This window comes from Janthinobacterium sp. SUN137 (genome assembly GCF_030587265.1).
In the GTDB taxonomy this organism is placed as follows: domain Bacteria; phylum Pseudomonadota; class Gammaproteobacteria; order Burkholderiales; family Burkholderiaceae_D; genus Janthinobacterium; species Janthinobacterium kumbetense.
Window position 1 is genome coordinate 910,148 of record NZ_JAPWHZ010000003.1, and the last position, 21,019, is coordinate 931,166.

A 21,019-nucleotide genomic window follows, 5' to 3' on the forward strand; every position below is an offset into this window, starting at 1 on the left:
CAACCAATCGCACGGAGGAAAACATGGGATTTGAATTCAGGATCGCGGCCAGCCTGACGGCCGGCCAGCGCCAGCACATCGAACAACTGCTGGCGGCGCTGCCGCAGGCGGCCGACGGCATGCCCGGCACGGACGCCAGGCTGACGGAGGCCGGCCTGTATGTATGCCAGTACCTGCGCCCGGAACCGTGGCACGGCCTGGACGCCGTGCGCGCCTGGCTCGATGCGCAGGGCGTGGACTACGCCGTCGCGGAGGTCGACGACTAGGCTTGCGGCGCTCGCCCTAGAACTCGTCCCACGCATCGTCCTCCGGACGCTGTTTCCTGGCTGAAACTTGCGGCGCATGGGGCTGCGCCCCCTTGGCGGGCAGGCGGACGGCGGCGCGCGCCGCCTTGAGCGGCACTGGACGGCGCGCGGCGGGACGGGACGCCAGCGCCGGCGTGGCGGCCGCCTGCGCCGCCTTGAACACGGCCACGGCGTCGGCCAGGCGGGCCGCCTGCTCCTGCATGGCTTCGGCCGCCGCGGCCGCCTCTTCCACCAGCGCAGCATTTTGCTGCGTCACCTGGTCCATCTGGCCGATGGCCCGGTTGACTTGCTCAATGCCGGAGCGCTGCTCGTCGCTGGCGGCCGAGATATGCCCGACGATGCTGCTGACCTTGTGCACGCTGTCGACGATCTCGTGCATCGTGCGGCCCGCCTCGTCGACCAGGCGCGCGCCGCTCTCCACCTGTGCCACGGAATCGTTGATGAGGGCCTTGATTTCCCTGGCGGCACTGGCCGAGCGTTGTGCCAGGTTGCGCACTTCCGTGGCGACGACGGCAAAGCCGCGCCCCTGCTCGCCCGCCCGGGCCGCTTCCACGGCCGCGTTCAAGGCCAGGATATTCGTCTGGAAGGCGATGCCGTCGATCACGCCGATGATGTCGACGATCTTGCGCGAGGAATCGTTGATCGAGCCCATGGTGTCGACCACCTGCGCCACCACCGCGCCGCCCTTGCCTGCCACGGACTCGGCCGACGCGGCCAGTCCATTGGCTTCGTGGGCGTTCTGCGCATTCTGCTGGACCGTGCCCGTCAGTTCTTCCATCGACGACGCCGTCTCTTCCAGCGAACTGGCTTGCTGTTCCGTGCGCGCCGACAGGTCGAGGTTGCCCGAAGCGATCTGGCGCGAGGCCGTGGCGATGGTTTGCGTGCCGCTGCGCACCTCGGTGACGATGCGCAGCAGGCTGGCCGTCATGTCCTGCAAGGCCTGCATCAGCTCGCCCGTCTCATCCTTCGAGCCCACCGCCACCGGCACCGTCAAGTCGCCTTGCGCCACCTGCCTGGCCACCTCGATGGCCGAGCGCAGGGGCCGGCTGATATTCCTGGCCAGCCACATGGCGATCATGCCGGCCAGCAACATGGCCACCGCGCCGCCGCCCAGCAAGACCCAGCGCGTCTGCGCCTGCAAGCCCGCCAGCGCCTGCGAACGCTGCGCCAGCAGCGCCGTTTCCGCGTCGCCCACTTCCTTCAGCAACGCGCGCATGGCGTCCATGCCCTGCTTGCCCCGGCCCTCTTTTTCCAGCGCCAGCACGGGCTCGATGGCGGCCGTGCCCTGCGCCACGGCGCGCCGCAGCGCGATCACGGGGTCGAGCGCGCCGGCCAGCCAGGCTTGCTGGGCAGCATCGAGTTTCGCCAGGCGTTGCTGCTGGACAGGATTGTCGCTGGTCAAGGCGCGCGTCTTGTCGAGGTGGCTGCGAAACGAAGTCTTGCCCACGGCGTAGGGTTCCAGCGACGCCTCCGCGCCCGTGATCACGTAGCCGCGCTGCCCCGTTTCCATATTGATCAGGCTTTCCAGGATGGCGTCATTTTCACCGAGCACCTGGTAGGTGTGGGTATTGATGGCGTTGGCGTCGGCCAGTTTCGAGAAATTCAAGGTGGCCACTGCGACCAGGACGGCCAGCAGCAAGACAATGGCGCCGAAGCCGCCGTACAGGCGGGTGGCGATGCGAAGGTCGGCAATGCGCATGGTATTCCTCCAGGAACAAGAACCCCGGCAGCGCGGCGATCCCCCCGCGCAAGGGGTGCAGGCGGGAATTCTACCCAGATTTACGCCAGGGCAGCGCGCCCTTGCCGCATTTTTCTTTACTTGCGGCATTGCAAACCTGAAACAAAACAGGCGCGTTTTTGCCATGCTGTTATACTTCGCGTGTGCGGCACATATGACCAGTCCCCTTGCCGCTGTCTTTCGACCCCTAATCTGATTGCCTGCGACTGGCGCCCCACGATGGCGACAGGCCGATCTCACAATAAAGTTACCATGTCCTTTTCCTCCCTCGGATTGTCCGACGCTATCGTACGTGCCGTTACCGAACACGGCTACACCGTGCCGACCCCGATTCAGTCGCAGGCGATTCCCGCCGTGCTGGCTGGCGGCGACTTGCTGGCCGGCGCACAAACCGGTACCGGCAAGACGGCCGGCTTCACCCTGCCCGTGCTGCACCGCCTGTCGACCGACGCCAATGGCGCGGCCATCACCAGCAACACCTCGACGCGCCCGATCCGCGCCCTGATCCTGGCACCGACGCGCGAACTCGCCGCGCAGGTCGAGGAAAGCGTGCGCGCCTACAGCAAGTACACGAAATTGAACTCGGCCGTGATCTTCGGCGGCGTCGGCATCAACCCGCAGATCAAGCAACTGAAACATGGCGTCGACATCCTCGTCGCCACGCCGGGCCGCTTGCTGGACCATATGGGCCAGGGCACCGTCGACCTGTCGAAAGTGGAAATCCTGATCCTGGACGAAGCCGACCGCATGCTGGACATGGGTTTCATCCGCGACATCAAGAAAGTGCTGGCCGTGCTGCCGCCAAAACGCCAGAACCTGCTGTTCTCGGCCACGTTCTCGGAAGAGATCAAGGCCCTGGCGGACGGCTTGCTGAACAAGCCGGCCATGATCGAAGTGGCGCGCCGCAATTCGACCGTGGAAGTGATCAAGCAAAAGATCCATCCCGTCGACCGCGACAAGAAGCACCCGATGCTGTCCTACCTGATCAAGTCGAACAACTGGACGCAAGTGCTGGTATTTACGCGCACCAAGCATGGCGCGAATAAACTGGTCGAGCAACTGGGCGCGGACGGCATCGGCGCCCTGGCCATCCACGGCAACAAGAGCCAGTCGGCACGCACGCGCGCGCTGTCCGAGTTCAAGGATGGCACCCTGCAAGTGCTGGTCGCCACCGACATCGCCGCGCGCGGTATCGATATCGACCAGTTGCCGCACGTCGTCAACTACGACTTGCCGAACATTCCGGAAGACTATGTGCATCGTATCGGCCGCACGGGCCGTGCCGGCGCCAAGGGCGAAGCCGTGTCGCTGGTTTGCGTAGATGAGCACGAAATGTTGAAAGACATCGAAAAGCTGATCAAGCAAACCCTGCCGCGCGAAGTCATCGAAGGCTTCGAGCCGGACCTGAACGCCCGCGCCCAGCCTGTGCAATTGCGCAGCGGCACCGGCGGTCACCGCAACAACAGCCGCGCGCCAGCGGGCACCGTGGTGCGCGTGAAAACGGGCGGCAGCGGCGCCAAGCCACGCAGCGCCGGCCCATCGGGCGGCGGTGGCGGCGGCAACCGTTCGGGCAATGCGCCGCGTTCGGCGGCGAACCATCGCTCCGGCGGCCGCGGCCGTTAAAACGCGGCCTTAAAGCTACTGCGCGGGGCGCTATGGCGTTTGCGTTGCTCGCCGTACTCTTGTACGGCTGCGCGACTCGACGCAATATCACTCCCGCTCGCTACGCTTTCAGGCCCCGTTTTCCCGTATTAAAAATACAATAAGACCGTTCCAGGACTTGCTTCCGGGACGGTTTTTTTATGCACGCCACCATTTGCCGATTTGGGCTAGGATAGTGCCCATCATCCTCACCTGCGTGCTGCCATGCCGAACTTCGCTGCCAACCTCAGCATGATGTTTACCGAACTGCCCTTCCTGGACCGCTTTGCCGCCGCCAGGGAAGCGGGCTTCGATGCCGTCGAATTTCTTTTCCCCTATGCCGTCGAGGCGCGGCAGATCGCCATGCGGCTGGAACGCCACCAGCTGCATCTGGCCCTCTTCAACTTTCCGCCCGGCGACTGGGAACACGGCGAGCGGGGCATCGCCTGCGATCCGCGCCGCGGCGAAGAATTCCGCGGCAACGTGCAACTGGCGCTCAATTACGCGCTGGCGCTGGGGGCGAAGCAATTGCACTGCATGGCCGGCATCGTGCCGCCCGGCATGAGCCTGGAGCGGGCGCGGCAAAGCCTGATTGCCAACCTGCAATATGCGGCCGACGCCTGCCGTCCGCATGGCATCAACGTGCTGATCGAGCCCATCAACCGCTACGACATGCCCGGTTACTTCCTGAACCATAGCCAGCAGGCGGCCGACATCATCGCCGACTGCCAGCGCGGCAATGTCTTCCTGCAATACGACATTTATCACATGCAGCGCATGGAAGGTGAACTGAGCAACACCATCCGCGCCCTGCTGCCCCTGATCCGCCACATCCAGATCGCCGACACGCCGGGCCGCCACGAACCGGGCACGGGCGAGATCAACTACCGCCACCTGTTCAAACTGCTGGACCAGGTCGGCTACGCAGGCTGGGTCGGCTGCGAATACCGCCCCGCCAGCGATACCGTCGCGGGACTGGGCTGGCGCGAGCAATTGACGGGCACAGCGGGCACGCTGGGCGCCTGATCGCAGCGCGCTTGCGCCCGCACAAGGCGGCCCGCGCAAGCCGGCACGACAATACCTTTCCATACAGTATTTCCTGTCGAGAGGTGCCGTGTCCACCCTGCCCGCCCGCCATCGCCGCGCCCTTTGCCTGAAGCTGTACCTGAGCCTCTTCCTGGCTGCCGCGCTGTGCGGCTGCGCCACTGCGCGCCCCGAGCTGGCGCAAGTGCGCGCCCTGGCTGCCGGCGCCGATGCCTTGACCGCCTTCAACGAACTGGCGCAGCGCCACGTGGACACTTACCAGCGCGCCCGCCCCTATCTGTCGCCGGCCGAAGACGCGCGCGAGCGCCTGCTCGATGCGCAGCGCCGCGCCGCACAGGCGGACGTGGCGCGTTTGGCGCAGGCCGTGCGCCTGTACCTGCAGGCGCTGGGCCGGCTAGCCGATGCCGATGCGTATGACGTGCAGTCCGAACTGGCCGGCGCCGGCGCCGCCATCCGCGCCTGGCCGGGCAGCGGCATCGACGACCGCCATGTCAGCGCCTACACCTTGTTGCTGCAGCAACTATCGCGCCTGGGCGGCGCGGCCGGCCAGCAGGCGCACCTGGCGCAAGTGCTGCACGAAGGCGATGCGCCGCTGCAAGCCCTGCTGGCCGCGCTCGACAGCTTGCTGGCGCTGTACGACAAGAGCGGCGATAACGAGCGCGACATGGTGCTCGGCTTGCTCGACGTGGAAATCGCGTATGCGGACACGCCGCAGCAGCGCCTGCTGGCCGTGCTGGCGAAAAACATGCAGCAAAGCAAAACCGAGGAATACCGCCTGGCGGGCCTGCGCCATACCCTTGCGCGCCGGCAACTGGCGGCACTGGGGCGCGAACACGCCCAGCTTGCCGCCGCCCTCACCACCACGGAGGCAAGATGGACGGATCGGTAGGCAGCGAACGCCGCGAAGCGGCTCTCAGCAGCGCCATGCGCGTCGAGCAATTGGCCGACAGCCTGTCGCAGGCGGCCGTCACCTTGCACGGCGCCGTCATGCGCGCCATCCGCAAGCGCGCCAGCCAGGGGGGAAACGGCATCAGTCTGAGCCAGGCGCAAGCCGTCTTCGCCCTGGAAGTGGCCTTGCGCCAGCAAGCCAACCAGCTGTATGCCGATGCGGCCGGGCACACGGTGGCGGGACTGGAAACGGCGCAGCGCCAGCTCAGCGGCCTGCTCGACACGGTGCGCCTGCGCATCGCCCGCAACGACGACGTGCGGCACTGGATCAGCCTGGCGACGAGCTTGTTGCACCTGGGCAGCGCCGTCCTCGCCGGCAATCCCGAGCGCATCCTCGGCGCCCTGGGCAAGGTGCGTGAGCGGCTGCAAGAGATGGCGCCGGACTGATTGAAATCGGCTGGCAAGCGCCTATACTGGGACGTCCCCGCCTGGCAATCGTGCCTGCGGGACGATGACCAGAGGAGACCAACATGCGTATCGAACCGTATTTGCAATTCGATGGAAACTGCGCGCAAGCGCTGGAATACTACCGCCAGCACCTGCATGGCAGCGACCTGTGCCTGATGCCGTATCGGGGCTCGCCGGCCCAGGAGCAAGTCAAGGAAGACTGGTACGACAAGATCATGCACGGCTCCGTGCAGCTGGGGCCAACCATGCTGATGGGCTCGGACGGCGGCTGCGACGAGGGCGCCAAGGGCATGAGCGGCAGCGCGATCTGCCTGACCGTCGACACGCCGGAAGAGGCGGAACGGGCCTTCGACGCGCTGGCGCGCGACGGCACCATCCAGATGCCCCTGGCGGAAACATTCTGGGCCAAGCGCTTCGGCATGCTGAAAGACCAGTTCGGCGTCGCCTGGATGATCAACTGCCTGAAAGAACCAGCATAGAACGGCCGCTGCCAGCCTGCGCCGCGTCAAACGCGGCGCGGGTGGTAGCGCAAGCAGAGTCGCCCATCCTGGACTACCATATAGGACAGACTCTTAACGGGTGATGGCCATGAATGGATTGCCGCAAGACCAGCTGCAGCGCCTGCAGGGCGTGCTGGAGCAACGCAAGCTGGCGTTGCTGGAACAAATCGAGAATGAAGCGGCCGAAGCGGACGCGCGCGCCTCGCTGCTCAATGAAATCGAAGCCTCGCCGGCCGACAACGCCAGCGTGCGCACCTTGAACGCCCTCGTCAGCGAAGCGGCCGAACACAACGTGGCGCAGCTGGCCATCATCAAGCACGCGCTGGCCAAGTTTGCCGACGGCAGCTACGGCCTGTGCGACAACTGCGGCGAAGCCATCGGCCTGTCGCGCCTGAATGCGCGCCCCGAAGCACGCCTGTGCATCGATTGCCAGACGCGGCTGGAAAAAGCCCAGCGCTAGGCCGGGCAGCGGCGCGGCATGTCACCAGCCGTTGCTGCATGACAAAGGGCAAGGCATCGCTGCCCTGCCCCCTGCTTTCCTTCCTTGCTGCTGCCTTGCGTCCCCCGCCAGCTTCTGTGCGCGGGCTGGGTGGACGGGTCTCCTCTACTGCCATTGCCCTCCTGCAAGCTGCCAGCTTGCCTAAGTCATGTGCTGCCCGCCATTGATGGCGATATTCGCGCCCGTGACGAAGGCCGCCTCGTCGGACGCCAGGTAAGCCACCAGGGCCGCCACCTCGTCCGGCTCGCCCAGGCGGCCCAGGGGAATCTGCGGCAGGATCTTCGTTTCCAGGATGTCGGCCGGCACGGCAGTCACCATCTGCGTGCGCAGGTAGCCGGGCGAGACCGTGTTGACGGTGATGCCGTGGCGCGCCACTTCCAGCGCCAGCGCCTTGCTGAAGCCGTGCACGCCCGCCTTGGCGGCCGCATAGTTGCACTGGCCAAACGCGCCCTTCTGGCCATTGACGGACGAGATATTGATGATGCGGCCCCAGCGGTTGGCCAGCATCGGTTCGAGCACTTGCTTGCTCATGTTGAACAGGCTGTCGAGATTGGTGCGCATGACCTCGGCCCAGTGCGGCAATTCCATCTTGCGCATGCTCTGGTCGCGCGTGATGCCGGCGTTGTTGACCAGCACGTCGATCCGACCGAACTTTGCCAGCACGCTTGCCACGGCATCGCTGCAGGCATCGAAATCGCTCACGTCGAGGGCCAGCGGGTGGAAATAATACTGCTGCGCCTGTTGTTCGTCGAGCCAGCTGCCCACCCGCGCATTGCCCGGCGTATGCGCGGCCACGACGGCAAAGCCCGCCGCATGCAGGCGCCGGCACAAGGCCGTGCCCAGGCCGCCCATGCCGCCCGTGACCAGTGCTACCTTTTGTTCCTTCATTGCTGTCTCTCCCCGCTTGTTATGGTTGTTCTGCGTGGGATCAAGTGTAGGTGGCACTTTTGAAGCGGGCATTGCGCCAGATCAAAGGCTGAGCCTGCGTATTGCAGCGTCCGTCTGCGCTGCATCCATGCAGAGACAATTATCAAAATTATACTCCTCAAAGAGGTGATGGCACCTCGACAGGCAGGTCGTGCAAACCTTGCTTGACGGTAGGATTCACAGGGAGAACGCGATGGAAATCCAGGACGACACAGAAGCATTGAGGGACTTGTTCAACGATATCAATCCCGGCATGAGCGACGTGGAATCCGTGCATCAGGCGGAGCTCGATCCACAGCATGCGCTGGCCTTGATGGCCAATCCGAAAGCGGCGCTGAAAGCCATGGGCATTCCCGTCAGCGATGCCTCGCAAGTGCAGGTGACGATGAAGAACCGCGCCAGCCGCGCCATGCTGGAGGTGGCGCAAAAGGCGGCGCAATTGCGGCGCGTCATCGTCATCGTGATTCATTACCGCAACTGCGACGCCGACATCATCATCATCGCCATGAGCTGAGGCAACAAGCACCGGCCGCAGTCGTGCGCGGCCGGCACCCGGGACTGTGCCAGAATGGCCACTACTGCACAGCGAGAGGACAGGCCATGACATACAAGACCGTATTGCTCCACATCGACGACAGCGCCGGGCGCGCCGCCCGCATCGACGCGGCGGCCAGCATCGCCCAGGCGTGCGGCGGCCACCTGACGGGCGTGGCGCTGACGGGCGTGTCGCGCCTGCTGTACCAGAACCAGCCCGACCTCGATGCGGACCCGAACCTGAGCTTGCACCTCAATTTTCTGCGCGAGCGGGCGACGCGCGCCCTCGACGGTTTCGAGGCGCAGGTGCGCGCGGCCGGCGTCGCTTCGTTCGAACAGCGCGTGCTCGACGACGAGGCGGCGGGCGGCATCAGCCTGCTGGCCCGCTATGCGGACCTGGTTGTCATCAGTCAATACAATGCCAGCGATAAATCGCCGTCCGTGATGCGCGACTTTCCCGCCTATGTGCTGCTGCATTCGGGGCGCCCCGTGCTGATCGTGCCGTATGCGCCGCCGCTGCCCCGGCTGGCGCCGCCGGCGGCCGCGCGCAATGTGCTCATTTCCTGGAACGCCAGCAAGGAAGCGAGCCGCGCCGTGAGCGCCGCCCTGCCCCTGCTGCAGCGCGCCGGACAAGTCCACGTGGCCATCTTCGACGCCCAGGTGCACGCCGCCGAGCACGGCGAACAGCCGGGCGCCGAACTGACGCACTACCTGGCGCGCCACGGCGTGGAAGCGCGGCTGCATTTGCTCGATGGCGGTGGCGTGCGGCGCGGCGATATCGGCGAAGCGCTGCTGTCGCAGGCGGCCGACCTGTCGGCCGACTTGCTGGTGATGGGAGCGTATGGCCATTCGCGCCTGCGCGAAACCATCCTGGGCGGCGTCACGCGCACGATCTTGCAAAGCATGACGATCCCCGTGCTGATGGCGCACTAGGCGGGCGGACTGATGGCAGGACTAGCCGCCCTGCCAGGGCTGGCTGCGGATCTTCGCCACCTGGCGCTGCGCCAGCCACTGCCACAGCTGCAGGGCCGCGTCCTGCGGCAGCGCCGACATGTGGCGCGGCGTGGCCAGGGCGATTTCACAATCGCGGTCCGACCATTCCTCGAAAGTGACTTCGCCTCCGCTAGCGACCTCGACCTGATACATCAAGCCATCGTCGTAGCCAAAGCGCAACAGGACGGCGGCCGGGCTGCCGTCCGGCGTGACGGCGCCGCCGCGGTACACCTCGGCCAGCGCATCGGCCAGCTGTGCCGGCGAGGGCGCGCAGATGTCGCGCCCATCGGCCCGTGTCAGAATGAACCATGCCTGTGTCATGACGCGCCCTCCTATCCATACTCGTTAGCATGCGAGGCAAGTACTACGGGCAGTCACCTTGGTCCAGTGTCACTTCGGGCGCGCGGAAACTATCCCTGTCGGCATTGTTTACCAATAATTACTCATACTAACAAGGATCATACCTAAATTTCATGCAGCGCGGAATTTATGCATCTTGCGCCACAGAAGCGCCAATTCACGCCACCAGCACGGGAATGCTGAGCGGATCGAAATCATGCCAGTCGCCATTGGCGATCGTGCCTTCCGCTTCCTCGATATGCTCGGCGCCCAGCCGGTGCAGCGCCTCGAGCGCCCGTTCGCGCTCGTCGAGGCCGCCCAGCGCGACGGCGATCAGCATGCCCGGATGGCGTGGCTGGCGGCGGTTTTCACCGTTGTCTTCGCCATTCTTCTCGGCTTCGCCCGCTTCCTTCATCTTGTTGAAACTGTAGAGCGAGCCCACGTGGGCGCCCACCAGCGCCCCGACGACCGGCCCCAGCGGCCCTGTCGCCAGGGCGGTGGCCGCGCCGATGCCCGCGCCCAAGGCGGCCCCGACGGCCACGCCTTCCACCACGCCCTCCGGCGTTTCCTTCGCGCCCGGCGACATGTCGCGGTCGCCGCCCAGCGCGTGCAGATCATGCTGCCCCGGCTGGTTGACAAAGAAGGCGCTGATGCGGCTGTCGGAAAAGCCCGCCTGGTTCAGCGCGGCGCGCGCGACGTCGATCTGCTCCTGCAACTGAAAATGACCTGCGATGATGCGTGACATGATACGGCCCTCCTCGTCGGCTGCTGGCGCACCATGCGCCGCCTCGATAGCGTGCGCCAGACAACGCCAGGATACCGTTCGCTTACGCACACAGCCGCTTACTCCCATGCCCAATCATATGCTCACTCAAGCAGACGCGCTGAAGGGGCTGCGGATATCCGACAGGAATTGTTGCGCGCGCGCATGTTGAGGCCGCGCAAAGAAATCCTCGGGCGCGGCCCGTTCCAGCACTTGCCCGTGATCCATGAACCAGACGCGGTCCGCCACTTCGCGCGCAAAGCCCATTTCATGCGTCACGCACACCATCGTCATGCCGCCCTGCGCCAGGTCGCGCATCACTTGCAGCACTTCGCCCACCATTTCCGGGTCCAGCGCGCTGGTCGGTTCATCGAACAGGATCAGCGGCGGCTGCATGGCCAGCGCGCGGGCAATCGCCACGCGCTGCTGCTGCCCGCCCGACAGGGCCGCCGGCATGGCGCGCGCCTTGTGCGCGAGGCCCACCCGTTCCAGCAGGGCCAGCGCCCGCTCTTCCGCTTCCTTGCGGCTCAGGCCGCGCAAGCGCTGCGGCGCCAGCGCGCAATTGTCCAGCACGGAAAGGTGCGGAAACAGGTTGAATTGCTGGAAGACAAAACCGATATGCGAACGGAAGGCGTTCACGTCCAGCCCCGGCGCGTGGATGTCCTGGCCCGCCACCGTGATGCGGCCCGAGGCGATCGGTTCCAGCCGGTTGATAGTGCGGATCAGGGTGGACTTGCCGGAACCGGACGGCCCGCACACGACCAGCACTTCGCCCTTGGCGACGTGTTCATTGATGCCGCTCAAGGCGTGATACTCGCCATAGTATTTGTTGACGTTGTCAAAGGTAATCATGCAGCCGCTTTCAAGAGTCGCGCCTGGCGCCGCTCGAGCCAGAAGGCGGCGCGCGACAGGCTGAAACATAAAACAAAGTACGTCATGCCCAACAAGAAATACACTTGCACGGGTTTCGTCAGCACCAGGCCATTGACTTGCGAGGCGATGAACGACACTTCGGCCAGGCCGATGATGTATCCCAGCGAGGTTTCCTTGATGGTCGAGACGAACTGGTTGACCAGGGACGGCAGCATGTGGCGCAGCGCCTGCGGCAGCACCACCGTGCGCATGCTGTCCAGATAGTTCAAGCCCAGCGAACGGGCCGCCTCCACCTGTCCGCGCGGCACGGCTTGCACGCCGGCGCGCACGATTTCCGCCAGATAAATGCCGTCGAAGATGACGAGGGCCGCCAGCATGGTGCCGAATTGCCCGCTTTCATGGCCGGTGATGCTGGGCAGGAAGAAATACGCCCAGAAGATGACGAGCAGCAAGGGGATGCCCCGTACCACGTGGATCAGCGCGGCGACGGGCCAGCGCAGCAGGCGCCAGGGACTCAGGCGCGCCAGCCCCAGCAGCAAGCCGAACGGCAGGCTGAGCACCAGCGCCAGGCTGGCCAGCAGCACCGTCAGCGCCAGGCCGCCCAGCGGCCCCTCGGGATAGCGACCGACGAGGAAATACAGCCAGTAATCGTGGATCAGTTCCAGCATCAGGACACCTTCTTTTGCAGCAAGGCCGCCAGGCCCGCGATCAGCAGGGAAACGGCCAGATAGGCCGCGCTGGCAAAGACGAACGCTTCCACGCTGCGGAACGAGGCCGCTTCCACGCGCTGCGTCTGGTACATCAGCTCGGCCACGCCGATGACGGTGGCGATGCTGGTGTTTTGCCACAGGTTCAGGGTTTGCGACAGCAGCGGCGGCGCGGCCAGGCGCAAGGCTTGCGGCACGATGCACAGGCGCATGGTGGCGAGAAAGCCGAAACCCAGCGCCCGGCCCGCCTCGAATTGCTGGGCAGGAATGGCGCGGATGCCGCTGCGGATGTCTTCCGCCATGTAGGCGGCCGTATATAAAGTCAGGGCCGTGACGGCACTGACGGCTTCGATATTGCCGGCATACAAGCGCTCCTTCCAGGCGTCGGGCAACAGTTCGGGCGCGCCGAAATACCAGAACAGGAAGTGGGCCAGCAAGGGCACGTTGCGGATCAGCTCGACATACGCGGCGCCCAGCCCGTTGAGCAGGCGCGATGGCGCCAGGCGCAGCATGGCCACGCCGCACGCCAGCGGCAGCGACAACAGCAAGGTGATGCCCATCAGGCGCAATGACAGCAGCAAACCGGACAGCAACCAGTCGCGGTAGTCGCCGGCCAGCAAAAAGTTCAGATCAAACATGCGGAAGAGTCAGGCAAGGTTCAGGCGTCGATCTTGTCCGATTCAATTTTAAATGTGCGTTTCTGGAATTTCACATTGCTCGTCGGGCCATACCATTTGAAGAACAGTTTTTCCGCCTCGCCCGACTTTTCCAGCTCCCGCAGCACCTTGTCGACGGCGGTTTTCACGCCCGTCTCGCCCTTGCGGATGCCGAAGGCAAACACTTCCTGGCTGATGTTTTGCGGCAGCACAATGTAATCCTTTTGCGCAGCGCCCAGCTTGGCGTAGTTGTTGAGCAGCGAGACTTCATCGTCGACATAGCCAACGCCCTTGCCTTGCTGCAAGCCGAGATAGGCCTGGCCCGCCGTCTCGAACGTCACCACGTCCACGCCGGGCACGGCCTTGCGAATATTCGGTTCCTGCGTGCCGCCCTTGACGGTCAGCACTTTCTTGCCGGCCAGGCCAGCAACCGTCGTGATATTGCTGCTTTTTTTCACCAGCACGCGCTGGCCCGTGTAAAACGTGGACAGGGAAAAATCCACCAGCGCTTCGCGTTCCTTGTTGTGCGTCAAGGATGCCGTCAGGATATCGATGCGGCCCTGCTGCAGTTCCGGAATGCGGGCAGCCACGGCCAGCTGCTTGATCACCGGCTTGACGCCCAGGCCCTGGGCGATGGCGCGGCACAGGTCCACTTCATAGCCGACCAGCTGGCGCGACTTGGCGTCGATAAAACTGTTCGGCTCGTCCGTGCCCAGGGTGCCGCAGACCAGCTCGCCCTTCGCCTTGATGGCGGCCAGCTGGTCCGCTTGCGCCACCTGCGTGAAGGCGATGGAGGTAAAAAGAAGCGCGGCGAAATGAAGACGGGTCTGCATGGAATTCCTCTGGTGGACAATGAATGCCGCCATTAGACCGCAGCGCTCTTATTTCCAAAAAGGAATCTTTTCACCCTTGCTTATGAAGAATTCATCTAAGGCATCAACGAAGACATCAACTAAGGCGCCAGCGCCTTCGTCTCGCCGCCGAGTCGGATGATCGCCGCCCTGGCCCCCACGGCGCCCGGATAGCGGGGGTCGAGCTGCAGCGCCTGCCTGTACGCCTCGACCGCCTGCGGGCGCAAGCCTTGTTCCACATAAAACTCGGCCAGGCTGTCCTGCAGATTCGCGTCGCGCGGATGCAGGCTGGCGGCCGCCTGCAGCACGGCCATGCCTTGCGCCACGGCGCCGCTGCCTTTCAAGCGGTACGCTTCCCCGTTCAGCGCCGCCGGACTGGCCGCGCCCAGCGGGTCGCGGGCCAGCGCCAGGCGCAGGGCCGCGAGGGCGGGTTCCGTCTTTCCGGCGCGCAACAAGGTCAAGCCGTGCAGCGCATGCGCGCGGTCGCTGAGCGGATACAGTTCCACGGCCAGACGGCTGGCCGCCAGCGCCGCGTCCGCCTCGCCGCGCGCGGCCGACGCTTGCGCCAGATCAAGCAGTTCGGGCACGAAATCGGGATAGGCGCGCTGGCCGCGGAAGGCCGTGCGCAACCGGCTATCCAGGGCGGCGATGGATGCCGAGGCGGGTGCGGCCGGCCAGGCGATGGCGGCCGTGCGGTCCCAGCTGGCGGCCAGGGCCACGATGGCTTGCTCGAAGGCGGGATCGAAACGGGGCACGGTGCCGGCCTTTGCATCTTGCGACAAGCGGATATAGTCGCGCGCAAACGCCAGCGCGCCGCCGCGCGAGTAGGTATTCAGGTCGACGCCCGATGCGCGCAAGGCCCCGGCCATGCTGGCGCCGGCCACGAGAAACACGCGGCCGCCCGCGGGATGGCGGGCCGCCTCGATGTAGGCGCGCGCCGCCTGGGCGTCGGGCGCCAGCGCCTGGCGGTTGATGTGCGTGAAGGCTGCGCGCGTGGCGGCCGCATCGGCATACGCCTGATCCGTGCGTTCGGCGTAGGCCCGGCCCTCCTCGAACAGGCCTTGCGCCACCTGGTAGGCGCGCTGCGCGCCCGCGTCGGCGATATACGTGTTCAGCTGCCACGGTTCACCCGTGACGACTTCGAACAGGCGCTGCACGAAGGCCTCGGGATTGACGCGCTCGAGATTGGCGGCGACGGCGATGGTGAGCTTGCGCGAAGGAAAGCTGTACAGGTAGGTAACGGTTTCCGGCTGCTGGCCGCTGTGGGCGATGGCGTAGCGCCCGCCCGTCGGCAGGATTTCCCAGCCCATGCCGTAATTCGTCAAGCGGCCCGCGCGCGTGGCCATCGGCTGCACCATGGCGGCCACGCTGGCCGCCGACAGGATCTTGCCTGCGTGAACGCCCCGGCCGAAGGCCAGCATGTCAGGCACGCTGGCGCGCGTGCCGCCGGCCGAAAAGCGGCTGCTGATGTCGACGAATTCCGAATTTTTCAACTCCTTGCCGGCCAGCCGGTAGCCGCGCACGCGGTGCGCGATCACGGCGTCCGGGTCGTCCATCACGGTGGCGTCCATGCCCAGCGGCCCCCACACGTGGCGCCGCATGTAGCCGCCATAGCTTTCGCCTGAGGCGCTCTCGATGACGGCGCCCAGCAAGTTGTAGCCATAGCTGGTGTAGCGGAAGCGCGTGCCCGGTTCGCCGATCAGGTCGAACTGCTCGAAGACGGCGATGGACTGGCGCGTATCCTTGTGCTCCTTGAAATGCTGTTCCACCCTGCTGTCGCGGTAGGCGTCGATGCCGCCCAGGTGGCCCAGCAGCTGGCGCACCGTCACGGGAAACGGCTTGACGGGAAAATACGGCACATAGGTTTGCACGGGCGCATCCAGGTCGATCTTGCCCTGTTCGACCAGTTGCAAAATGGCCACCGCCGTCATGGGCTTGGTGACGGACGCCAACCGGTAGCTGGACTGGGCCGTGGCCGGCACGTGGTTTTCCAGGTCCGCATAGCCGTAGCCTTTTACCCATTCCACGTCGCCCTGGCTGAAACCGACGGTGACGCCCGGAATGCGCTCCGCGCCCATGCGCCGGGCCGCCCAGCCGTCGAAATCGGCCAGGCGCGCGGCCAGCGCGGCGGAAGGAGCAGCGGGTGAAACAGAGGATGGGGCGGAGGCGGCCTGCGCCACGCCGCAGAACAGCGCCAGCGCGCCGGCGAAACCGTAGTATTTGCTGCTTTGCATAGTCATGATTCCATGGTGAGGGCCGTGTGCACAGCACGGCGCTGATGCATGGTAAGTGTCTTCCACACGCCGTTGGCGGGCCGTGCACGAAATGCACGTGGCCCGCACGAACGGCACCGGCGTCGATGAAAATGTTGCAAAGGAGTAGCACATGAGCAGCTACAATGCCCGCCATGCCCTCCCTCTTCCGCTACCTGCTGCTGTGCTGCCTGGCCTTGCCCTCTTTCGCCTGCGCCATGCATCCGCTCTCGCTGGACGACGGCTGGCGCACCTGCGGCAACACGCCTTCCGCGCCCGCCTCGCTGCAGCAGCTGGTCCGGCCGGGCCAGCTGCTGTGCGTCGAGCGCGATGTCGCCCTGGCCGCCACGCCGTCGTCGACGCAATTGCTGGTGCTGTCGGCGCTGGCTGCCAGCGAGCTGTGGCTCGATGGGGTCTTGATCGGCAGCAATGGCCAGCCGGCTCGCCAGGCCAGCGGGGAACGCGCGGGCGACGTCGATTTCGCCCTCCACCTGAGGCCGCAGCAATTGGCCATGGGCACACACCACCTGCGCCTGCTGCTGTCGACGCAGCAGGCGCCGGCCCACCTGGCATCGCCATTCTATGCGCTGTACCTGGTCGACCGGCACGATTACCGCGCGGCGCTGGCCTGGTACCGGTTGCCGCCACTGCTGCTGGCCGGGGCGCTGGGCGCCGTCGCCCTGCTGTTTCTCGCCTTGACGGTACTGTACCAGCGGCAGCGGCACTGGGCCATGTTTGCGGCGCTGTGCCTGGCGGCGGCGCTGCTGCTGGTGGCGGAACTGTGGCGCAGCTTTGCCGGCTATGCCTATCCCTCGCACATGCCGCGCCTGTACGCCGTCAGCGCCCTGACCTGGCTGTTTTCCGCCTTGCTGCCCCTGTATTTTTATACGGCTTACCGCCTGCCCCGCTGGCCGCTGGCGGCGGCGGTCCTGCTGGCGGGCATCGCGCTGGCCGGCGCGCTGCCCACGCATTTCGACGCGCGCTGCTGGCTGATGTTTCTGACGGGCCTGGCGGCGAGCCTGGCGCTCAACCTGGGCGCCCTGTGGCGCCGCCTGCCGGGCAGCCGCGGCGGCACCTTGATCGCGCTGGCGTCGTGCGCCCTGTTCCTGCTGACGGGCAGCCAGTTTGCCGAAGGCGGCTTCGCCCTCGTCGTGTGCTTCCTGCTGCTGCCTGTATGCGCGCAATTGCTGGCGCAGCTATTGCGCGAACGCAGCAAGGCGGCGCGCGCCCAGCAGCTGGAAAACCAGCTCTTGCGCAAAAGCATGCAACCGCACTTCCTGATGAATTCCCTCAGCCTGATCAGCGAACTCAACGCGCAATCGCCGCAGGCGGCCGAAACCTTCATCGAAGCGCTGGGGGCCGAATTGCGCATGCTCAACGAATTCGCGCAGCAGCCCAGCATTGCCCTGACGCAGGAACTGGCCCTGTGCGAGAATTACCTGAGCATCATGGGCACGCGGCTGCAGCAGCCGTGCAGCCTGCAGCTCGACGGCGAGGCGGCCGGCATCACCGTGCCGCCCGCCCTGTTGCTGACGGCACTGGAAAATGCGTTCAGCCACAACCGCTACCGCCACGGCGCGGCCTTTATCCTGCGCATCGCACAACATGCGCAAACGCAAATACTTACCTTGCTGCTGCCCGAAGGCGAGGCGCGCCCCCATGCAGGCAGCGGCGTGGGCGAACAGTACATCCGCGCCAGCCTGCACGCCGTGTTCGGCGATGCGGCCAACTATGCCTGCGCACAGCATCCGGCAGGCTGGCGCCTCACCTTTACCTTGCCGGCGGCGCCATGAATGTGTTGATACTGGAAGATGAACCGCTGATCGCGCAAGGCCTCGAACGCGAAGTGCGCGCGCATTTCGGCGCGCGCCTCCGCAATCTCGTACTGCATGACAATGTGCCGCAAGCGCTGGCCGCCCTGGCGCAGGGGCAGATCGACCTGCTACTGCTGGATTTGAACCTGCATGGCGCGGACGGCTATGATTTGCTGCGTCTGGCCGCCGATGCGCGCTTCCAGACCATCATCGTCTCGGCCCACGCGGAACGCTCGATCACGGCCTTCGAATTCGGCGTGCTCGATTTCGTCGCCAAGCCTTTCAGCCGCGAACGCCTGCACAAGGCGCTGCAACGCTATACGGGGCGGCACACGGAAGCGGCCTCGCTGGCCGTCAAGAAACGGGGGGCACTGGAATGGATCGCCATGGCCGACATCGACCACGTGCAAGCCGATGGCCACTACAGCAATATCGTGCTGTGCAGCGGCGAGCAGTGCTTTCACGACTTGCCTATCGACAAGCTCATGGCCCTGCTGCCGCCCCACTTCCTGCGCGTGCACCGCTCCTACATCGTCAACAGCCTGGGCATCAAGCGGCTGCAGATCGGCGCGGGCGGCAAATACGCGCTCGACACGCAGACGAGCACGGGCATCCCCGTGTCGCGCAGCAGCTATCCCGCGCTGAAACAGCGGCTGCTGGGCTGACGTTTCCGCTTACCAGTGCGGGGCGTAATTGGGGAATGGCGAGGTCATGTGTTCGGGTTCCACGGGCGGCGCCATCCAGTCGCGCGGGTCGACCTTGTAGTACTGCAAGAATTGCGCATACAGTTCTTCATGGTGTTCCGCCATCTGGTACGGCTTTTCAAAGAAGGTTTCCGTGGCCACGGCAAAGAATTCGGCGGGATTGGTGGCGCCGTAATGGTCCATCACGCTTTGCTGCTGGTACATGGCGTCGTGGCGCAGGTTGTCGAAGTCGCGCGACAGCACGGTGGCCCAGCTGCGGTAGCTCGACACGCTGGGCAGGTAGGGCGCGCCATTCGCGGCGCCCGATTCGCTGTCGAGCTGGTGGGCGAATTCATGCAGCACGACATTGTGGCCGTCGCTCCAGTCTGCCGCGCCCCGCTGCACGTGGTCCCAGGCCAGCACCACGCGGCCATCGCCCCAGGATTCGCCCAGCAAGCCATTCGCCGACGGCGTCACCACGCCGCCCGGCCCCACTTCATTGCGCGTGACGATGAATTCCGTCGGATACACGAGGATGGTGTCGAGTTCGGGATACACCTGCGTCTGGCGGTTCAGCAGCAGCAAGCAAGCCTGGCCGGCAATCGTATAGCGCATCTCGTCCGTGATTTCCAGGCCGCCGCAGCCGACGAATTTCTTTTGATACAGGAATTGCACGACGAGGCGGCGCAACTGCTCCTGCAGCGGCGCCGGCATATGCTTATAGACGGGGATATTGTTTTCCAGCACGGCCAGGCCCGCGGCCGGCAAGGGCTTGGCCAGGGCCCGCTGCAGGCGCCAGCGGGGGAACCACAGCGAAAAGACGATGGCCGCCGTGACGAGGGCGATCCACAGCAGCGGGTTCATGCGGCGGCCCGTTTCAGGACAATGGGAGCAATGCAGGAGAACACGGCGTAGGCAGACAAGGACAAGCTCCTTCAAGTGAACCCGCACGGCGCGGGCAGCAGTCCAGCCCACATGGGGATGCTTGCAGTCTTTTCAATCAGACCACGTTCAATCGACTCACCTCGGATGGTTCGGCGCAACGCCAAAAGCCGGGTCGCAACCCGGCTTTCGACATGCGTCTGATAATACGAACCACAAGCGACGCCCGCCAGCCGCCAGGCGGCCGTTCAGGCGCCGTAACTATTACTCGGCAGCTTTCTGCTGCGGCGCACCAAACAGGGCGGCCACCAGCGGATCGCGCGTCACGGGGCCACGGTTGACGCGGATGGCGTAATGCGTGTCATCGGCCAGGATGTGGAAGTGACGGCCGCTGCCTGCCATGCTTTGCTCGCGCAAGCCTGGACGATCCTTGCGCGGTGGCGCGCCTTCGCGTTTTGGCTGGACGATGGCGGCCAGGAAGGCGCGCACGCGCTCAGGGTCTGGCGTCAGCTGGTACACTGCCTTGCCCAGGTAGGTGGCGGTGCCTTCGATGTAGCGGGCCAGTTCGATCACGCCCGCTTCGCGCAGGTCGCGGATGTATTTGCGGGCGCCCGATGGCGAAAACTTGAGGAACCAGGCGATTTCGTCGGCCAGCATCTCGTGCAGCGACAATTCGCCGATCAGCTTTTGCATGTTTTCGATGCGGCGCAGGGTGGCCGACGTCGAACGCACGCGCTCGATCGGTGCCATGGAAATGGGATTCATGCGTTCCGGGGGGGTAGGTGCTGCGCGTTCTACCATTTGCGAGCCTTTTTCGGGGCTACGAAGTTCCTGGTGCGCTGCCTTTAATTCGCTCTTCACGTGAGACTGAGTCATTGCATGCATTTGAATACTCCTTTTAAACGATTGCCGGTAGCCCGGATTGTTAAGTTCTTGGCAATTTTTATACCAGAACACCACGAATCCTGAGCGTCTGGGCACAGAATGCCCGTGTCGGCGGCTGCGGTCTGTGCGTTAACGAACATTAGAAGCAAGAAAGTGAAAAATATTGCCCTACTGAATTCTTTCTCTCGTGGCATCTAAAAAAGACATCTAAAAAACCGGCATGACGAGCCTGTGCCGCCATTCGTACCGCAAAGTGAAATAGCGAACAGAAGCGGAAACGCCATTGCAATAAATTCAAGCTTCGCGCGCGGCGCCTGCCGCCCGCATCGCGAATCTTCGACTCTTGCAAAGGAAACATCATGAAAATGCCCGCCCTGTTGGCCGCCGCCTTGCTTGTCACCCTGTCCGCCTGTAAGAAACCGGCCGAGCCGCCCCTGCCCGAAACGGCGCCCAATCCCGCTTCCACCCCGCAAGTGATGCCTGCCCCCGTCACGCCAGCCATGCCGGACGCGGGTTCCGGCAGCACGACGCCGCCTGCGCCGCTGACCGATCCCGCCACCGCGCCCGCCCTGCCGCCGGCCACGGCGCCGAAGTAAAGCCTACAGTCGAGGCCGGCACACGACCTCAGACGGGCGCCCGCGCGGCGCCACCCCTACTCCACGGGGGAGTTACGCGTTGCCAGCCTGTTTGCAACGCGTTTTTTTACGATTGGAGTCGGCCACGCCCTGAAGGTTCACCGGCATGCGGCTCCGAAAATGCGGCAATCCGCACAGCCTT

The 21,019-nt window shown here is 65.1% G+C and carries 23 protein-coding genes; 12 read left to right on the forward strand and 11 right to left on the reverse strand.

The window, feature by feature from the left end; genetic code table 11:
• Positions 1-23: 23 nt before the first annotated feature.
• Positions 24-266 carry a hypothetical protein gene (locus O3298_RS19020; RefSeq protein ID WP_251350752.1) on the forward strand — a complete coding sequence of 81 codons (243 nt, stop codon included), beginning with the start codon at positions 24-26 and terminating at the stop codon, positions 264-266.
• A gap of 16 nt (positions 267-282) precedes the next feature.
• On the opposite strand, the gene O3298_RS19025 is transcribed toward O3298_RS19020, so the two are convergent.
• Positions 283-2,004 (reverse strand): methyl-accepting chemotaxis protein, encoded by a 1,722-nt coding sequence (locus tag O3298_RS19025; protein ID WP_305060256.1) that lies wholly within the window; start codon positions 2,002-2,004, stop codon positions 283-285.
• A gap of 291 nt (positions 2,005-2,295) precedes the next feature.
• Here O3298_RS19025 and O3298_RS19030 point away from each other — a divergent pair, with 291 nt between their 5' ends.
• The 6 genes from O3298_RS19030 (at position 2,296) to O3298_RS19055 (ending at position 7,044) form a co-directional block, all read left to right on the forward strand.
• Complete coding sequence (locus O3298_RS19030; RefSeq protein ID WP_305060257.1) at positions 2,296-3,666, forward strand: DEAD/DEAH box helicase; 1,371 nt, start codon at positions 2,296-2,298, stop codon at positions 3,664-3,666.
• Between the two features lie 243 nt (positions 3,667-3,909).
• The gene (otnI, locus tag O3298_RS19035; RefSeq protein WP_251350756.1) at positions 3,910-4,710 is read left to right on the forward strand and encodes a 2-oxo-tetronate isomerase; all 801 of its coding nucleotides are present in this window, start codon (positions 3,910-3,912) and stop codon (positions 4,708-4,710) included.
• A gap of 88 nt (positions 4,711-4,798) precedes the next feature.
• Positions 4,799-5,617, forward strand: coding sequence for a hypothetical protein (locus O3298_RS19040; protein WP_305060258.1), 819 nt, complete (start codon positions 4,799-4,801; stop codon positions 5,615-5,617).
• Positions 5,602-6,063, forward strand: a complete 462-nt coding sequence (locus O3298_RS19045) for a hypothetical protein (protein WP_099664860.1) — start codon at positions 5,602-5,604, stop codon at positions 6,061-6,063. The genes O3298_RS19040 and O3298_RS19045 overlap by 16 nt, the downstream gene beginning before the upstream one ends.
• A gap of 83 nt (positions 6,064-6,146) precedes the next feature.
• Positions 6,147-6,563, forward strand: a complete 417-nt coding sequence (locus O3298_RS19050) for a VOC family protein (RefSeq protein WP_289899228.1) — start codon at positions 6,147-6,149, stop codon at positions 6,561-6,563.
• Between the two features lie 109 nt (positions 6,564-6,672).
• Entirely contained in the window at positions 6,673-7,044 is a 372-nt protein-coding gene (locus O3298_RS19055) for a TraR/DksA family transcriptional regulator (RefSeq protein WP_251350759.1), read from the forward strand.
• 180 nt (positions 7,045-7,224) lie between these two features.
• On the opposite strand, the gene phbB is transcribed toward O3298_RS19055, so the two are convergent.
• The gene (gene phbB / locus O3298_RS19060) at positions 7,225-7,971 is read right to left on the reverse strand and encodes an acetoacetyl-CoA reductase (protein ID WP_305060259.1); all 747 of its coding nucleotides are present in this window, start codon (positions 7,969-7,971) and stop codon (positions 7,225-7,227) included.
• Between the two features lie 232 nt (positions 7,972-8,203).
• On the opposite strand from phbB, the gene O3298_RS19065 reads away from it, so the two are divergent.
• Positions 8,204-8,524 (forward strand): hypothetical protein, encoded by a 321-nt coding sequence (locus O3298_RS19065; protein ID WP_150130844.1) that lies wholly within the window; start codon positions 8,204-8,206, stop codon positions 8,522-8,524.
• An 86-nt stretch (positions 8,525-8,610) separates the two neighbouring features.
• Entirely contained in the window at positions 8,611-9,477 is an 867-nt protein-coding gene (locus O3298_RS19070) for a universal stress protein (protein WP_251350762.1), read from the forward strand.
• A 21-nt stretch (positions 9,478-9,498) separates the two neighbouring features.
• Here O3298_RS19070 and O3298_RS19075 read toward each other — a convergent pair whose 3' ends face one another.
• From O3298_RS19075 to O3298_RS19105, 7 genes are all read right to left on the reverse strand, one after another.
• A complete protein-coding gene (locus O3298_RS19075) occupies positions 9,499-9,858 on the reverse strand; it encodes a hypothetical protein (protein ID WP_077401630.1) in 360 nt (119 codons plus the stop codon).
• Between the two features lie 196 nt (positions 9,859-10,054).
• Complete coding sequence (locus O3298_RS19080) at positions 10,055-10,621, reverse strand: glycine zipper domain-containing protein (RefSeq protein ID WP_099664866.1); 567 nt, start codon at positions 10,619-10,621, stop codon at positions 10,055-10,057.
• Between the two features lie 126 nt (positions 10,622-10,747).
• Positions 10,748-11,491 (reverse strand): amino acid ABC transporter ATP-binding protein, encoded by a 744-nt coding sequence (locus O3298_RS19085; protein ID WP_305060260.1) that lies wholly within the window; start codon positions 11,489-11,491, stop codon positions 10,748-10,750.
• Positions 11,488-12,180 (reverse strand): amino acid ABC transporter permease, encoded by a 693-nt coding sequence (locus O3298_RS19090; protein ID WP_289919148.1) that lies wholly within the window; start codon positions 12,178-12,180, stop codon positions 11,488-11,490. Before O3298_RS19090 ends, O3298_RS19085 begins: the two co-directional genes overlap by 4 nt.
• Positions 12,180-12,857 carry an amino acid ABC transporter permease gene (locus O3298_RS19095; protein ID WP_305060261.1) on the reverse strand — a complete coding sequence of 226 codons (678 nt, stop codon included), beginning with the start codon at positions 12,855-12,857 and terminating at the stop codon, positions 12,180-12,182. Before O3298_RS19095 ends, O3298_RS19090 begins: the two co-directional genes overlap by 1 nt.
• Positions 12,858-12,877: 20 nt before the next feature.
• A complete protein-coding gene (locus tag O3298_RS19100; RefSeq protein ID WP_289911985.1) occupies positions 12,878-13,708 on the reverse strand; it encodes a transporter substrate-binding domain-containing protein in 831 nt (276 codons plus the stop codon).
• A 119-nt stretch (positions 13,709-13,827) separates the two neighbouring features.
• Positions 13,828-15,960 carry a serine hydrolase gene (locus O3298_RS19105; protein ID WP_305060262.1) on the reverse strand — a complete coding sequence of 711 codons (2,133 nt, stop codon included), beginning with the start codon at positions 15,958-15,960 and terminating at the stop codon, positions 13,828-13,830.
• A gap of 173 nt (positions 15,961-16,133) precedes the next feature.
• Here O3298_RS19105 and O3298_RS19110 point away from each other — a divergent pair, with 173 nt between their 5' ends.
• Positions 16,134-17,771: a histidine kinase gene (locus O3298_RS19110; RefSeq protein ID WP_305060263.1), complete on the forward strand. Its 1,638-nt coding sequence runs from the start codon at positions 16,134-16,136 to the stop codon at positions 17,769-17,771.
• Positions 17,768-18,457 carry a LytTR family DNA-binding domain-containing protein gene (locus O3298_RS19115; protein WP_305060264.1) on the forward strand — a complete coding sequence of 230 codons (690 nt, stop codon included), beginning with the start codon at positions 17,768-17,770 and terminating at the stop codon, positions 18,455-18,457. The genes O3298_RS19110 and O3298_RS19115 overlap by 4 nt, the downstream gene beginning before the upstream one ends.
• A 9-nt stretch (positions 18,458-18,466) precedes the next feature.
• Here O3298_RS19115 and O3298_RS19120 read toward each other — a convergent pair whose 3' ends face one another.
• Positions 18,467-19,339 carry a zinc-dependent peptidase gene (locus tag O3298_RS19120; protein WP_305060265.1) on the reverse strand — a complete coding sequence of 291 codons (873 nt, stop codon included), beginning with the start codon at positions 19,337-19,339 and terminating at the stop codon, positions 18,467-18,469.
• 282 nt (positions 19,340-19,621) lie between these two features.
• The gene (locus tag O3298_RS19125) at positions 19,622-20,122 is read right to left on the reverse strand and encodes a winged helix-turn-helix domain-containing protein (RefSeq protein ID WP_010396453.1); all 501 of its coding nucleotides are present in this window, start codon (positions 20,120-20,122) and stop codon (positions 19,622-19,624) included.
• A gap of 479 nt (positions 20,123-20,601) precedes the next feature.
• On the opposite strand from O3298_RS19125, the gene O3298_RS19130 reads away from it, so the two are divergent.
• On the forward strand, positions 20,602-20,838 hold the full coding sequence (locus O3298_RS19130; protein WP_289899237.1) for a hypothetical protein: 237 nt from the start codon (positions 20,602-20,604) through the stop codon (positions 20,836-20,838).
• The last annotated feature ends 181 nt before the right edge of the window (positions 20,839-21,019 follow it).

What these genes read in the sequence shown, in the direction of transcription:
- O3298_RS19020 (WP_251350752.1), top strand. Translation starts at nt 24, where the DNA reads ATGGGATTTGAATTCAGGATCGCGGCCAGCCTGACGGCCGGCCAGCGC.
- O3298_RS19025 (WP_305060256.1), bottom strand. Translation starts at nt 2,004, where the DNA reads ATGCGCATTGCCGACCTTCGCATCGCCACCCGCCTGTACGGCGGCTTC.
- O3298_RS19030 (WP_305060257.1), top strand. Translation starts at nt 2,296, where the DNA reads ATGTCCTTTTCCTCCCTCGGATTGTCCGACGCTATCGTACGTGCCGTT.
- otnI (WP_251350756.1), top strand. Translation starts at nt 3,910, where the DNA reads ATGCCGAACTTCGCTGCCAACCTCAGCATGATGTTTACCGAACTGCCC.
- O3298_RS19045 (WP_099664860.1), top strand. Translation starts at nt 5,602, where the DNA reads ATGGACGGATCGGTAGGCAGCGAACGCCGCGAAGCGGCTCTCAGCAGC.
- O3298_RS19050 (WP_289899228.1), top strand. Translation starts at nt 6,147, where the DNA reads ATGCGTATCGAACCGTATTTGCAATTCGATGGAAACTGCGCGCAAGCG.
- O3298_RS19055 (WP_251350759.1), top strand. Translation starts at nt 6,673, where the DNA reads ATGAATGGATTGCCGCAAGACCAGCTGCAGCGCCTGCAGGGCGTGCTG.
- phbB (WP_305060259.1), bottom strand. Translation starts at nt 7,971, where the DNA reads ATGAAGGAACAAAAGGTAGCACTGGTCACGGGCGGCATGGGCGGCCTG.
- O3298_RS19065 (WP_150130844.1), top strand. Translation starts at nt 8,204, where the DNA reads ATGGAAATCCAGGACGACACAGAAGCATTGAGGGACTTGTTCAACGAT.
- O3298_RS19070 (WP_251350762.1), top strand. Translation starts at nt 8,611, where the DNA reads ATGACATACAAGACCGTATTGCTCCACATCGACGACAGCGCCGGGCGC.
- O3298_RS19075 (WP_077401630.1), bottom strand. Translation starts at nt 9,858, where the DNA reads ATGACACAGGCATGGTTCATTCTGACACGGGCCGATGGGCGCGACATC.
- O3298_RS19080 (WP_099664866.1), bottom strand. Translation starts at nt 10,621, where the DNA reads ATGTCACGCATCATCGCAGGTCATTTTCAGTTGCAGGAGCAGATCGAC.
- O3298_RS19085 (WP_305060260.1), bottom strand. Translation starts at nt 11,491, where the DNA reads ATGATTACCTTTGACAACGTCAACAAATACTATGGCGAGTATCACGCC.
- O3298_RS19090 (WP_289919148.1), bottom strand. Translation starts at nt 12,180, where the DNA reads ATGCTGGAACTGATCCACGATTACTGGCTGTATTTCCTCGTCGGTCGC.
- O3298_RS19095 (WP_305060261.1), bottom strand. Translation starts at nt 12,857, where the DNA reads ATGTTTGATCTGAACTTTTTGCTGGCCGGCGACTACCGCGACTGGTTG.
- O3298_RS19100 (WP_289911985.1), bottom strand. Translation starts at nt 13,708, where the DNA reads ATGCAGACCCGTCTTCATTTCGCCGCGCTTCTTTTTACCTCCATCGCC.
- O3298_RS19105 (WP_305060262.1), bottom strand. Translation starts at nt 15,960, where the DNA reads ATGCAAAGCAGCAAATACTACGGTTTCGCCGGCGCGCTGGCGCTGTTC.
- O3298_RS19110 (WP_305060263.1), top strand. Translation starts at nt 16,134, where the DNA reads ATGCCCTCCCTCTTCCGCTACCTGCTGCTGTGCTGCCTGGCCTTGCCC.
- O3298_RS19115 (WP_305060264.1), top strand. Translation starts at nt 17,768, where the DNA reads ATGAATGTGTTGATACTGGAAGATGAACCGCTGATCGCGCAAGGCCTC.
- O3298_RS19120 (WP_305060265.1), bottom strand. Translation starts at nt 19,339, where the DNA reads ATGAACCCGCTGCTGTGGATCGCCCTCGTCACGGCGGCCATCGTCTTT.
- O3298_RS19125 (WP_010396453.1), bottom strand. Translation starts at nt 20,122, where the DNA reads ATGAATCCCATTTCCATGGCACCGATCGAGCGCGTGCGTTCGACGTCG.
- O3298_RS19130 (WP_289899237.1), top strand. Translation starts at nt 20,602, where the DNA reads ATGAAAATGCCCGCCCTGTTGGCCGCCGCCTTGCTTGTCACCCTGTCC.